This is a genomic window from Aureivirga marina, from assembly GCF_015767265.1.
GTDB classification, from domain to species: Bacteria; Bacteroidota; Bacteroidia; order Flavobacteriales; family Flavobacteriaceae; genus Aureivirga; species Aureivirga marina.
Genome location: NZ_JADPIB010000003.1, coordinates 229,411 through 243,223 on the forward strand (window position 1 = coordinate 229,411; position 13,813 = coordinate 243,223).

Below are 13,813 nucleotides of genomic sequence, written 5' to 3' on the forward strand. Positions count from 1 at the left end.
AAATTAACTAAATGAAAAAAATATTACTAGGTTTCTTTTTTTTAACGTCATTGGTTTCTTACAGTCAAGTTTTAAGTAGTCAAAAATTCCAATCAGGGAAATTTACGATACCAAGCACCGAATCTCATGATGCATTAGATCCAGCAGTTTGTGAGAAATTTAAATCTGGAAAATTTAAAATTGATGACAAAATTTCTGGAGTTACTGAAGTAACAAGAAATGGAAGCCAACAAATCGAGCATAATTTAGATACAGGAGTTAAAATCGAATTGAAAATTGAATGGATTGATCACTGTAACTATAAATTAAGTTTCGTAAAGATTTTAGAAAATCCAAAAAATGAGAAAGTTTTAGAAGACGTAAATTCACAAGTTGAAATTATTAAAGGAAGTGGTTCAGGATATGACTACAAAATAAAGTTTGATAAATTCAACTTAGAAGACAAAAATAAAATGGTAATCCAATAACAAAAAAACCGGGTAATTTTACTCGGTTTTTTTATGTCTTATTTTAAAATTCTTCCCAACATAGCAATTTGTCCGTTATGCCAAGATTGATGTTTATATAATAAACTTAAAGCTTCTTTCTTGGTTTTTGCAGCTGGATTTGGAATTGCTGTTTCCGAAATTAAATCTTCTTCTTTAATAGTTTCAATTTGTTTTTTTATTTCTTCTAAAAGAATTGAATAAATAGTTTTTAAAGTAGTATTATCTGGTTTTTCTTCATTAAATTTTGTTGGTGAAGAATTCGGTCCATAAAATTTAATATAATCTGGAATATTAATTTTACTTCGAATCAACTCATTTGGTCCAGAAATAGAAGCAATTCCGTGTAAATAATTTGCCAAAATTAAATGTCCTAATTGCCAATTCATATTTGTTTCTAAAATTTCTGGAGTAGTATTCCATTTTTCAGCTGGAATTTTTTCTATTAATTGATTTGTTTTTGTGTGGGTAGAATGAATTTCATCCTTGATATAATCTAAAATGCTCATTTTTTTTGGTTTGAATTTTTTTCAGCTATTAAAATTAAAGTTTAATTAATAGTTTTTCTATTATAGATTTCAATTTTTATTAACAGCTTCTCTTAAAAGTATTAATTAGCTTTAAATAACAAATATTAAAAATAGTTACTATGAGAGTTTTTACTTTTAAAATATTATACCTTTTTATTGGTTTTGCTTTTTTAATTTCATGTAATGATGATGATTCTGTTTCAGATGGAAATTTGAGTGGCGAAGTTGGAAGTTTTGAAGAAGAAGAAACAGCTGCTTGTGATAATTGTCCAAATTATATTCCTGATGAGATTGATCCTGAAATTCGTCAAATTTTAGCTTTACGTTATGCACCTCAACTTCGATTTGATCAAGTTGCAAGTTCTTTTCCTGTAAAAGCAAGTCAAATTGTAGAACTTTGTAATGGCGCAACTTGCAATGGAAAATTAAACTATAGAGGAAGACCAAAAGAAAACACAGATTTTAATTTTGTAAAATCAAATGCAGATACCTATTTTATCTTAACTAAAATTCCAAGTAAAGAAAATCGAATTATTATTAATTATTGGTGGACTTATTATGACCAACAAAAATGTGATGGCGTTTCTGGAGCGCATGATTTTGATTGGGAAAATGTGATTGTTCAAGTTGATAATGCTATAAATGACGATGGAACAATTAATAATAATGGAAAGATAAGAAGTATAACATTCTTTCAACATTCTGGATGGTACACAAGAAAATCGAATCATACTAGTTTTACAGATGGAAATAAATTACACCCAATTGTTTATGTTGGAAAAAGAAATCATGGTTCGTATCATGACGATGGCGGAACTGGAACTTGTTGTTATTGGGAAGATTGGAGAAATCCTGGAAATAAAAAACAATATTTAGATACATGGTTGATTTCTGATAATATGGTGGAATTAGATTGTAATAGTACAGAATATTCTTGGATGGGATATAATTATGGTTGGGGAGGAATTGGAACAAATCCTTTATGGCGAAACAGAAACTTTAATGAAATCAGTGCTTGCAACGGTTTTAAAACTTTTCAAGTTTGTACAACGAATGGTTGTTTTAAATCAGACTTTCAAGGAAAATTAATTGATATTTAGAATTCAATTGACCTAATATATAAAAGCTGTTCTGATTTGGAACAGCTTTTTCTATAATGTTATACAAATTATGTAGCAAAAATAGTTTAATTTGGTAAACTTCTGTCAACTATAGATTCTGGAAGTGATTTTTTTGCTTTTGCTCCCATATCTTTAAGTTTTTCCATGCTTACAACAATATTTCCTTTTCCTTCACATAATTTATTCATCGCTCCAGAATATTCAGATTTTGCATCATCTAATCTTTTTCCAATTTTAATTAAATTCTGAATTAATCCTTCAAATTTATCATACATTGCTCCAGCTTGTTGAGCAATTTGAATTGCATTTTTCTTTTGCTTTTCATTTTGCCAAATAGAATTAATCGTTCTTAAAGTAGCTAGTAAAGTAGAAGGTGTTACAATCACAATATTTTTTGAAAAAGCATTATTATATAAATTCGGATCCATTTTTGAAGCGACAGCAAATGCTGGTTCAATTGGAATAAATAGCAATACAAAATCGGGAGATTCAATTTGATATAAATCTTCATATCGTTTTTGACTTAATTGCATCACATGTCTATTAATGGAAGTAATATGCTCTTTTAATAAAGTTGGTTTCAATGTTTCTTCTTCACAATTGATGTATTTTTCATAAGCAGTTAAAGAAACTTTTGAATCTATAATCATCTTTCTATTTTCAGGAAGATGTATAATTACATCTGGACGAAGTCTAGTTCTATTGTCATAATTCACACTAAAACTTTTCTCCATTTCAAATTCTCGTCCTTTTTCTAAACCAGACTTTTCTAAAACTCTTTCTAAGATAATTTCACCCCAATTTCCTTGCATTTTAGAATCTCCTTTTAATGCTTTTGTTAAGTTTAAAGCATCTTTACTCATCTGTAAATTCAGCTTTTCTAAACCAAAAATTTGCTCTCGCAAAGCTGCATGACGATCAATACTATCTTTATGCGTTTCTTCTACTTTCTTTTCAAAATGTTGAATTTTTTCTTGTAATGGATTTAATAATTGCTGTAAATGTGTGTGATTTTGCTTTGTGAATTTTTCTGATTTTTCTTCTAAAATTTTATTTGCTAAATTTTCAAATTCTATAGAAAACTTTTCTTGAAGATTGAAAATTTCATTTTTTTGCTCTTTTAGTTTTTCTTTTAAAGAATTATTTTCTGAATTTCTTCTGGTATATTCTATAAGAACATCTTCTTTTTCATTTCTTAAATGCTCAATTTCTTCTTTTAATTCTGCATTTTGTTGACTTTTCTCTAATTTGACAGATTCTAAAAGATTGTTGAGGTGCGATATCTCATTTTCTTTTTGTTGTAAATCTTCCTTGGATGAATTAGAATTTTTGGAAGCTTGTAACTTAATATAAAGCCAAGCAATTAATCCGCCTATTACGAAACTTAAAATAGAAATAATTATCTGTTGCATTCTTTTTTGAAGTATTTGAAATAATTGCTAAGATACTAGACTTTATGTGAATATGAAATGAATTTCTTTTTTGAATTTCAGTTTTTTCTTTTTTAAATTAAAAAGAGTTCTAATTATTTGCTTAACTTTAAATTAATTAGAATTGAAATTTTCTTATTATGGCATCTTCTACTTTTTTAAATAAGTTGTTTAAAGCGACTTTTATCGTTGTTATTTTACTTCTATTTTTAAGTTATATTTCTAGCATTTTTCTAGAGAAAGAATTACAAGATTTTCTTCAAAAAAAAGTAGAAGTTTTTAATAAAACCTCAAGTTACCAAGTTTCTTTTGAGAAAATCAATTTGAGTTTTATCAATCGAAAAGTTACTTTGAAAGAAATTAAAGTTATTCCTACAGATTCTTATATTTCACTTTTAAAAGAAGGAAAAGTAAACAAATCTGTGGCATATTATGTAGAAATTCCAAAACTAGAAATTAGAGGTTTTGAAATGTATAATTATTTTAAAAATAAAATAGCCAAAACTTCTGCAATTCGTATTGAACATCCCAAAATTAAAATAAAACATTTTAAAAACATCGAACGATATTCTCATGAGGAATCTATTAAAGAAATTGCTTTAAATGTAAAAGGTTTACATGGATTAACTATTGATCATATTCTTTTTTTAGAGAATGATATCACTGTTGAAAAAGCAGAAGATTCTAAATCAAATAAAACAAAAATTTCACCTTTTGATATTTTAATTCATGATGTTTCTTTTGCTAAAGAAAAAGAAGGGAAATTAGTTTTAAAAAGTACTGAAACTTGTATTGAGATTCCAAAATTTACAATGACAGCTTTTAATGATTTATACGATTTTTCTTTCCACGAAATGAAATATGATTTATTTCAGAAAAATTTAAAAGTTCATTCTGTAATTTATAAACCTACCAATTTGAATTTGCTACAACTTAGTGAAACATATAAATACACAAAAGATGTTTTTTCTTTGGAGGAAATGGATTTGGAAGCAACTAATTTTGATTTGATTCATACCTTAAAATTTGATGAAATTGTAATGGATTCTTTAATGCTTAAAAATGTCAAAGCTTCTATTCTAAAAAATAAAACAAAACCTTGGAATTACAAGAAAAGACCTTTATTTCCTAATCAACTTTTAAATTCGCTTAAAACACCTATAAAAGTGAATGATCTTGTTTTAAATCATGTTGATTTGTTATATAGAGAAAAGCTAAAAAATGCAGATGAAAATTTGAAAGTTACTTTTAAGGAAGGAGAAATTGTTGTAAAAAATATTGCTTCTAATTATTATCGAAATAAAAATCCTTTAGAATTGAAATTTAAAGGGAAATTTATGGGAAGTTCTACGCTTCATTTAAATATTAAAATGAATTATTTTTCTCCAACATTTCATTTTAATGGATCGATGTCAAAAGCTCCTTTAACCGATTTCAATAAAGCTCTTTTTCCAGCAACTGGAATTTCTTTCAAAAAAGGAAGTTTGGAAAAAGTTTCTCTTATGGCAATTGCAACACCTGAATCTTCTGCTGGAGAAATGGTTTTAGAATATAAAAATGCCGATTTTGTTTTTCATAAAAAGAAAAATGGAGGTGAGAATGATTTGAAATCATTTTTTGGTAATCTGATTGTCGATAAGAATAATCCTGATAAAGAAGGAAAGATTAAAAAAGTTCCTATGAAATTTGATAGAGTTCCTTATAAAGGGCTAGGGAATTTTGTTTGGAAAACAGCAGAATCTGGAATTAAAAACACTTTTTTCATCTTTGGAAAAAAAGAAAAATAATATCCTTTATTTATACGATAATATTTAATATCGGTTAAAAATACGATAAAATAACTTTATTCTAATTTTATCCTTTAAAAAAATAGTGGTAAATTCACAGTAAAAAGGTGAAAATATGGTAAGTGTCATCACGGGAGACATTATAAATTCAAGAAATCATTCTCCAGAAAAGTGGTTATATATTCTTAAAGAAACTTTATCAAAGTATGGTAGAGAATATACGAACTGGGAGATTTTTAGAGGAGACAGTTTTCAATTGCGTATAAATAATCCTAAAGAGGTTTTGAAAGTTGCTTTTCATTTAAAAGCTGCGATGAAACAAGTAAAAGGAATGGATGTTCGAATGGGAATTGGAATTGGCGATGAGAGTTTTCATGAAGAAAAAGTATCTCAATCCAACGGAAGTGCATTTATATTTTCTGGGGAAGCTTTTGAGTGTTTGAAAAAAAGAACATTGTTGCTAAAATCAGATGAAGAATTTTTTGATAAAGAAATGAATTTGTATTTAGAATTAGGACTTTTACGAATGGATCATTGGACAGTAATTGAAGCAACTTTGGTGAAAAGTGTAATTGAATATCCGAATTATAATCAAATTCAATTGGCGTCTTTATTAAATAAAACACAAAGCACGATTAGTGAAACGCTAAAACGTTCGTGTTTTGATGAGGTTTCTAAAATTGAAAAAATGTTTAAAGAAAAATTAGATCGAATATGATATTATTTCTAAAATTGCTTTTCTCCCATTTAATCGGAGATTTTTTATTACAACCAACAAAATGGGTTTTAGACAAAGAAAATAACAAGATAAAATCACGTTATCTTTATTTTCATATGGGAATTCATGCAATTTTTTTATTGCTAATCTTACAGTTTAATTTTTCATATTGGTTGGGGATTTTAATTATTCTTTTATCGCATTTTTTTATTGATGTTTTTAAAATTTATTATGTAAAAAAGAAAAATAATCGATTGTATTTTTTTATCGATCAGTTTTTGCACATTTTAGTTTTAATTCAGGTAACTTTAATGTATGATAAAATTCCTGTTTTGGATAAATTAATTTCAAATCCAAAAGTGCTGTTATTTTTGATTGCTGTTTTATTAGTAACAACAGTTGCATCTATAATTATGAAAGTAATAATTTCAAAATGGAAACCAGAAACAATGGAAGAAAATGGTTCTTTAGAAGATGCAGGAAAATATATCGGAATGCTTGAACGTTTGTTTGTATTTTGTTTTATTATTACAAATCACTGGACAGCTATTGGTTTTTTAATTACAGCAAAATCTGTTTTTCGTTTTGGTGATTTATCAGAAGCAAGAGATCGAAAGCTAACAGAATATATTTTAATAGGAACGCTTTTAAGTTTTGGAATTGCGATTCTTGTCGGGATTATTTATGAATATGTATTGAAATTATTATAAAAAATAGGAGAGAGGTTAAAATTAAAACAACCTCTCTTTTGATACGTTTATCTTTTTAAAGTAAAATGACCCCGATATTCTTCACCGTTTTCTTTGATAAATAAAAACCAATAATCAGAAGCAGGAAGATTTAAGCCATTTTTCTTTCCGTTCCAACCTTTTCCTCTTGTGTAAACTTCAGTGATAATTTTTCCAAAGCGATCAAAAATATAAATCTTAGATTTTTTTGAATTTTCTACGTTATGAATATTCCAGTAATCGTGAATTCCATCATTATTAGGAGAAAAATACTTTGGATAATCTAATAAAACAACTTCTTTTTCAATAATGCAATTATTTTCATTTTTGATAAAGATTGTGTAATTTCCATATTTTAAATTTTTAAAAATATTTTCAGTTTGAAAGTTGTAATTATCTAGAGAATATTCAAAAAATCCATTTTCTTCATTTTCTAAATTAACTTTAATTACATTTTTATCGTAAGACCATTCTTTAATTTCAATATTTTTTACAACTGCTTTTGGCGCATAATTTATAGTAAAATTCTTCGTTACTTCACAAGTAATTTCACCATCATTCCAAATAGTTAAAGAATATTCTCCAACTTGATTAAATGTGTTATAATACGTTGTTTTTCCATCAGACCATAAATAATGATCAAAACCTTGAGGTGCTTCAAGATAAATTTCTTCAAATTCTTCACAAATTAATTGATCTTCAATTGTAAAATCAATTTCTTCAGCATAATGAAATGGGATTTTTTCAATTGTGAAACATTTAAAGTTTTTTTTATGTTCTATTCGTGCATAAATATATTCTTTATCTGATGTAGAAAAATAAAAAGTAGCATCCAATTTATTTTCACCTAAAAGAGCATCTTCTTCTGTTTCATAAAAAGAATAATTAAAATCTTCTAATTTTTGATTATTCAATTCAATATCAAAAGAAGAAGATTCCCCGATAAAAACAGTTCCTTTATTACACATTACAAAAGGTAAGATTTCTGAAATTAAAGCTTGTTCATAAATTTCTATTTCAATTGTTTTAATGAAATCTTCACTTTCAGTAGTTTCAAAAGTTGCTGTTACTGTATATTTTCCAGGTTCTTGATAGATATGTGTCGCATTAATTTCTGTAGATGAGGTTCCATCACCAAAATCCCAATGAATATTTTCAATTACTCCATCAAATTCTGGAATTTGAAATAGAGTTTCACTTCCTAAACATAAATCGGTAACTTCTAATAAAGGAAGTTTTAAAGTCGATTGAATATAAGTTGGTAATCCTAAAATATTTGGATTTAATAATTGAAATCCATTACTTTCAAATTCACAAAGTTCCCCAGATTCATTAGGTGAATTTATCACAGAAAGTATATCTGTATCAGGAACTACACAATAGATTTTTCGATCTGGAGCAAGTTGAATTAATCCAATGGTTTCATATGCATAAGGTAAAAAATATTGTGAATCCTGTATTAGAGCTGCATTATGTTCGCTAATATCAAATTGAATTAATCTTGCTGGGCTGAAAATCGATACATAAAGCATTTTACTATCTGGAGAGAATTCTAAGCCATAATATTCTTCGTTGTTATTTCTAACAATAATCGGATTGGATATAATTCCTGTTTCTATGTTAAAATCATAAAGTAAAACTCGACTTCCAAAAATATTCATTGCAATTTTTTTTCCATTAGGAGAGAATTTCATCTGCCCAACATTATGATTTCCTGAAATTAATTCTAGATTATTAATAACCGGAGTTTCAGAAACTCCTTCAGATGTAACTTTATAACATATTGTTTTTTCAGTTTCTAGCTCTTGATTAACAACCCAGAAAGAATCTGTAGATTCATCATAAATTGCAGTAAGTTTTTCCGTTGCTGGTTTGTGAAGTAAAACATTTTTTTCCGTAATTGCTCCAAGACCATTATTTAAAGATAAATCGACAATAGAGTAATTTAAGCCATTTTCACCTTGGTCTTCAAGGGCATCACAAGTAAAGATATAATAAAGGTTTTCAGAAGAAGGTTTAGGAATTATAATGGCAGAAGTTGTACTAGAAGGATGTCCAAATAAATTTATACCATTTTCCATGAAATCATGATTTTTATTGTAAACTCTGATTCCATCTGTATAAAATAAAAGATTTCCATCAGCATCACATATAGAAGCACTACCTTCTTTTGCATGTAATGATCCGTTGTCGATTGCAACTGCTTGACCACTGTTAAAATCTATTCCAGATTTTTCACCAAAATACCAAATGTTTACATTATTTGAGTTTTGAGCATTTATTGAAAAAGAGATAAAAAATAGGAGTAGAATAAGTTTTTTTTTGTTCATTATTGATTTGTTTATAATGAGCCAAATATAGCAGTATATTTGAAAAGCAGCAATACAGTTAATGTAATTTAATATATATCACAAAAAAAGCCTAAAATAATTATAGAATATATTTTAGGCTTTTAGTATTTATTTTAAAAAAACTATTTCTTATAGAAAGGAAGTTTTACAACTTCAGCTTTTAAAGCTTTTTTACGAACTTGGATTAAAATTTCGCTTCCTGTTTTTGCTAATTCAGTTGGAACATACCCTAAACCGATAGCTTTCTTCATAGAAGGACTCATCGTTCCAGAAGTTACATGACCAATTTTATTTCCTTCTACATCCACGATATCATACCCTTGACGAGGAATTCCTTTGTCTTTTAATTCAAAAGCAACTAATTTACGAGAAACTCCGTTTTCTTTTTGCGCTTTAATAGCTTCCGCATTTACGAAGTCTTTTGTAAATTTTGTAATCCAACCTAATCCAGCTTCGATAGGAGATGTAGTATCATCAATATCATTTCCATATAAACAGAATCCCATTTCTAAACGAAGTGTATCACGAGCAGCTAAACCAATTGGTTTAATTCCAAAATCTTTTCCTGCTTCAAACACAGCATTCCAAATTTCTTCAGCATCTTCATTTTTGAAATAAATTTCAAAACCTCCAGATCCTGTATAACCTGTAGCAGATAAAATTACATTATCAATTCCTGCAAATTTTCCAGAATCAAATGTGTAATATTTCATGTTGATTAAATCAACTTCTGTTAAAGATTGTAAAGCCTCAGCAGCTTTTGGTCCTTGTACAGCTAATAAAGAATATTCATCCGATTTATTTTCCATTTCAACACCTAAATCATTGTGTTGTGAAATCCAATTCCAATCTTTTTCAATGTTAGAGGCATTTACTACTAACATGTATTCTTCTTCGCCTACTTTATAAATTAATAAATCATCAACAATTCCTCCTTCATTATTAGGCATACAACTATACTGCGCTTTTCCTACAACTAATTTAGAAGCGTCATTTGTAGTAACTTTTTGAATTAAAGCCAAAGCGTTTTCTCCTTTTAAGAAAAACTCTCCCATGTGAGACACATCAAATACACCAACTCCTTCACGTACCGTTTCGTGTTCGATGTTTACACCTTCATATTGTACAGGCATATTATATCCAGCAAAAGGAACCATTTTCGCTCCAAGTGCTTCATGTATATGTGATAATGCAGTATTTTTCATTTCTTTTTGTTTAAAAATAAATTTCTGCTAAAGTATTGAAAAAATCAGGAAAAATGTATTTAAAATATGTTTAATTTTTCTTAGAATTTATAAGGAATTTAAGGAGAAAAAAGTGTGGAAAACAAGTTCTTTAAAATGTATGTTTTTAAAGATAAATTTTTTATAAAAATGGAATAGAAACTATATAAAAAACAAAAACCCACTCTGAGATTGAGTGGGAAAAATTGCTATGAAAAAGAAAAAGTCATTATTAGTATGTGTCTAATAACAATGCAAATATATGTGGTAACTTTTATATATGCAAGACTTTTTTCAAATATTTTTATTAAGAAAACATGTCTTTTACCTTTTCAAAGAATGATTTCTCTGATTTAGAAGGTTTTGGGACAAAATTTGTGTCCTCAGACATTTTTTCAAAAAATGCTTTTTGTTCTTTGTTTAAGTGTTGAGGTGTCCAAACATTCACATGAACAAGTAAATCTCCTGTTCCATATCCTTCAATACTTGGTAATCCTTTTCCTCTTAAGCGTAAAATCTTTCCAGATTGTGTTCCTTGTTTTACAGGAATTTTTACTTTACCTGTTACAGTTTCTATTTCTTTAGAAGCTCCTAAAGCTGCTTCAGAAAAACTTACATATAAATCATAATGTAAATTGTTTCCTTCACGTTTTAAAGTTTCATGAGCTACTTCTTCTATTACAACAAGTAAATCTCCAGGAATAGAATGATCTCCAGGAGCTTCATTTCCTTTTCCACCTACTTTAAGTTGAATCCCTTCTGTAACTCCAGCTGGAATTTTGATAGAAACCATTTCCTCTTTCATAATCAAACCATCAGCATCAGCACCATTTGGTCTATTATTAAGAGTTTGTCCACTTCCGTGACAAGTAGGACAAGCAGATGCAGTTTGCATTCTTCCTAGAATAGTGTTTGTCACTTTCATTACTTGTCCAGTTCCATTACATGTAGAACATGTAGAATAACGAACACCTTCTGCTTGAACTTTACGTTTTACTTTTACTTTCTTTTCAACACCTTTTGCGATGTCTTCTAAAGTAAGTTTAACACGGATTCGAAGATTCGAACCTTTAGTTCTTCTTGGACCACGACTTCCGCCACCAAATCCACCTCCGAAACCTCCACCAAAGGCGCTTCCGAAGATATCTCCAAATTGGCTAAAGATATCATCCATATTCATTCCACCAGCTCCGTGGAATCCGCCACCAGCTCCACCTTCAAAGGCAGCATGTCCAAACTGATCATAACGAGCTTTTTTATTCTCGTCACTTAGAATTTCATAAGCCTCCGCTGCTTGTTTAAACTTTTCTTCAGCTTCTTTATCACCTGGATTTTTATCTGGGTGATATTTAATAGCCATTTTTCTATAAGCTTTTTTTATCTCAACAGTTGTAGCACTTTTTGTAACTCCAAGTATTTCGTAATAATCCTGTTTCATGACTTTGTGTGGGGTATTAGTGTCCGATAACTACTTTAGGGAAACGAATTGTTTTGTCTCCAAGTTTATATCCTTGTTCTACAACATCAATGATTTTTCCTTTTAAATCTTCTGATGGTGCAGGAATTTGTGTAATTGCTTCGTGTTCTTCAGCATCAAATGTATCACCAACTTTAACTTCAATAGCTAATAAACCTTTTTGAGTTAATGTATTGTGTAATTTGTCAGAGATTAATTTCATTCCTTGGAATAAAGAATCATCTTCCGCTTTTTTGATTTCTGCCAAACCTCTATCAAAATCATCTAAAATTGGCAGTAAAACTGTCATTAATTCTTGGTTGGCAGTTTTAAATAAATCTAATCTTTCCTTTGCAGTTCTTTTTTTATAATTTTCAAACTCAGCAAAAAGACGTAAGAATTTTTCTTTTTCTTGTTTCACTTGCTCTTCAAGCTCAGCAATAGGATCTTTTGCTTCTGTATTTTCTTTAGAAGTATCCTCTGCATTGTTCACTTTTTTATTCTCTAAATCTTTATCGTCTGTTTTATTCTTGCTCATAAGATGTTTATTATAATAATTTTTGATTTTGCTTAACAAATTCATTGCCATTAATGTTTTTGTGACATCCTGTCAGAAATAACGCCCACAAAAGTGAGCGTTTATGACATTATTAAGACAAAATGTATTTTTTACTAATCTATTCTTTCGATTTTAGCTCCAATTGCACGAAGTCTTTCATCAATATATTGATATCCTCTGTCTATTTGTTCAATATTATGAATCGTACTTGTTCCTTTTGCAGAAAGTGCTGCAATAAGAAGTGAAATTCCAGCACGGATATCTGGAGAAGTCATTGTTGTAGCTTTTAAAGTAGATTCGTGATTCATTCCGATTACAGTTGCTCTATGTGGATCACAAAGAATTACTTTTGCTCCCATATCGATTAATTTATCTACGAAGAATAATCTACTTTCAAACATTTTTTGGTGAATTAATACACTTCCTTTTGCTTGTGTTGCAACCACTAAAATGATACTTAATAAATCTGGTGTAAATCCTGGCCAAGGAGCATCAGAAACAGTTAAGATAGAACCATCCATAAAGTTTTGAACTTCATAAGATTCTTGTTCTGGAATAAAAATATCATCATTTACTTTCTCTAATTTGATTCCAAGTTTAGAGAAAATAGTAGGAATTACTCCTAAATCTTTCCAACTAACATTCTTAATCGTTAATTCCGATTTTGTCATTGCAGCCATACCAATCCAACTTCCAATTTCAATCATATCTGGAAGAATTCTATGTGTACAACCTCCTAATTTTTCAACACCTTCAATTGTTAATAGGTTAGAAGCAATTCCTGAAATTTTTGCTCCCATTCTGTTTAACATTTTACAAAGTTGTTGAATATATGGTTCACAAGCTGCATTATATATTGTGGTTGTTCCTTTAGCTAAAACAGCTGCCATAATAATATTTGCTGTCCCAGTTACAGAAGCTTCATCTAAAAGCATATCAACTCCGTGAAGTTCTTCTGCTTCTACACCATAAAAATATTCTTCTCTGTTATATCTGAATTTGGCTCCAAGTTTAATGAAACCTTCAAAGTGTGTATCTAATCTTCTTCTTCCAATTTTATCTCCTCCTGGTCTTGGAATATATCCTTTTCCAAAACGAGCTAATAAAGGCCCAACAATCATGATAGATCCTCTAAGAGAACTTCCATCTTTTTTGAATTGTTCGGATTCTAAGTAGGCTAAATTTAAATCATCTGCTTGGAAGCTATACGAATCTGGAGATAATTGTTCTTTTTTAACTCCTAATTGTTCTAAAATATAGATAAGCTTATTAACGTCTCTAATATTTGGAACATTTTCTATAATTACTTTTTCATCTGTTAGCAAAACTGCACATAGAATCTGTAATGCTTCATTTTTTGCACCTTGTGGTGTAATGCTTCCTCTTAATTTATGTCCTCCTTCTATTTTAAATGTAGCCATGTAA

At 28.7% G+C, this 13,813-nt stretch carries 12 protein-coding genes; 5 read left to right on the forward strand and 7 right to left on the reverse strand.

Annotated features, from left to right (window positions below; genetic code table 11):
* Positions 1–11: 11 nt before the first annotated feature.
* The gene (locus I1A51_RS07830; RefSeq protein WP_196892754.1) at positions 12–467 is read left to right on the forward strand and encodes a hypothetical protein; all 456 of its coding nucleotides are present in this window, start codon (positions 12–14) and stop codon (positions 465–467) included.
* A 38-nt stretch (positions 468–505) separates the two neighbouring features.
* Here the strand turns inward: I1A51_RS07830 and I1A51_RS07835 are convergent, their stop codons facing one another.
* On the reverse strand, positions 506–994 hold the full coding sequence (locus tag I1A51_RS07835) for a DinB family protein (RefSeq protein ID WP_196892756.1): 489 nt from the start codon (positions 992–994) through the stop codon (positions 506–508).
* A gap of 140 nt (positions 995–1,134) precedes the next feature.
* Here I1A51_RS07835 and I1A51_RS07840 point away from each other — a divergent pair, with 140 nt between their 5' ends.
* The gene (locus I1A51_RS07840; RefSeq protein WP_196892758.1) at positions 1,135–2,115 is read left to right on the forward strand and encodes an NPP1 family protein; all 981 of its coding nucleotides are present in this window, start codon (positions 1,135–1,137) and stop codon (positions 2,113–2,115) included.
* A gap of 86 nt (positions 2,116–2,201) precedes the next feature.
* Here I1A51_RS07840 and rmuC read toward each other — a convergent pair whose 3' ends face one another.
* Positions 2,202–3,548 carry a DNA recombination protein RmuC gene (rmuC, locus tag I1A51_RS07845; RefSeq protein WP_196892760.1) on the reverse strand — a complete coding sequence of 449 codons (1,347 nt, stop codon included), beginning with the start codon at positions 3,546–3,548 and terminating at the stop codon, positions 2,202–2,204.
* Between the two features lie 158 nt (positions 3,549–3,706).
* On the opposite strand from rmuC, the gene I1A51_RS07850 reads away from it, so the two are divergent.
* The 3 genes from I1A51_RS07850 (at position 3,707) to I1A51_RS07860 (ending at position 6,781) form a co-directional block, all read left to right on the forward strand.
* The gene (locus I1A51_RS07850; RefSeq protein WP_196892761.1) at positions 3,707–5,353 is read left to right on the forward strand and encodes a hypothetical protein; all 1,647 of its coding nucleotides are present in this window, start codon (positions 3,707–3,709) and stop codon (positions 5,351–5,353) included.
* A 115-nt stretch (positions 5,354–5,468) separates the two neighbouring features.
* Positions 5,469–6,071 (forward strand): SatD family protein, encoded by a 603-nt coding sequence (locus tag I1A51_RS07855; protein WP_196892763.1) that lies wholly within the window; start codon positions 5,469–5,471, stop codon positions 6,069–6,071.
* Positions 6,068–6,781 carry a DUF3307 domain-containing protein gene (locus I1A51_RS07860; protein ID WP_196892765.1) on the forward strand — a complete coding sequence of 238 codons (714 nt, stop codon included), beginning with the start codon at positions 6,068–6,070 and terminating at the stop codon, positions 6,779–6,781. Before I1A51_RS07855 ends, I1A51_RS07860 begins: the two co-directional genes overlap by 4 nt.
* A 47-nt stretch (positions 6,782–6,828) precedes the next feature.
* Here the strand turns inward: I1A51_RS07860 and I1A51_RS07865 are convergent, their stop codons facing one another.
* The 5 genes from I1A51_RS07865 to murA form a co-directional block, all read right to left on the reverse strand.
* Positions 6,829–9,129, reverse strand: a complete 2,301-nt coding sequence (locus I1A51_RS07865; protein ID WP_196892766.1) for a T9SS type B sorting domain-containing protein — start codon at positions 9,127–9,129, stop codon at positions 6,829–6,831.
* A gap of 143 nt (positions 9,130–9,272) precedes the next feature.
* The gene (gcvT, locus tag I1A51_RS07870; RefSeq protein WP_196892768.1) at positions 9,273–10,355 is read right to left on the reverse strand and encodes a glycine cleavage system aminomethyltransferase GcvT; all 1,083 of its coding nucleotides are present in this window, start codon (positions 10,353–10,355) and stop codon (positions 9,273–9,275) included.
* 325 nt (positions 10,356–10,680) lie between these two features.
* Positions 10,681–11,811, reverse strand: a complete 1,131-nt coding sequence (gene dnaJ, locus I1A51_RS07875) for a molecular chaperone DnaJ (protein WP_196892770.1) — start codon at positions 11,809–11,811, stop codon at positions 10,681–10,683.
* A 16-nt stretch (positions 11,812–11,827) separates the two neighbouring features.
* The gene (locus I1A51_RS07880) at positions 11,828–12,367 is read right to left on the reverse strand and encodes a nucleotide exchange factor GrpE (RefSeq protein WP_196892772.1); all 540 of its coding nucleotides are present in this window, start codon (positions 12,365–12,367) and stop codon (positions 11,828–11,830) included.
* Between the two features lie 134 nt (positions 12,368–12,501).
* Positions 12,502–13,809 (reverse strand): UDP-N-acetylglucosamine 1-carboxyvinyltransferase, encoded by a 1,308-nt coding sequence (gene murA / locus I1A51_RS07885; protein ID WP_196892774.1) that lies wholly within the window; start codon positions 13,807–13,809, stop codon positions 12,502–12,504.
* Between the last annotated feature and the right edge of the window lie 4 nt (positions 13,810–13,813).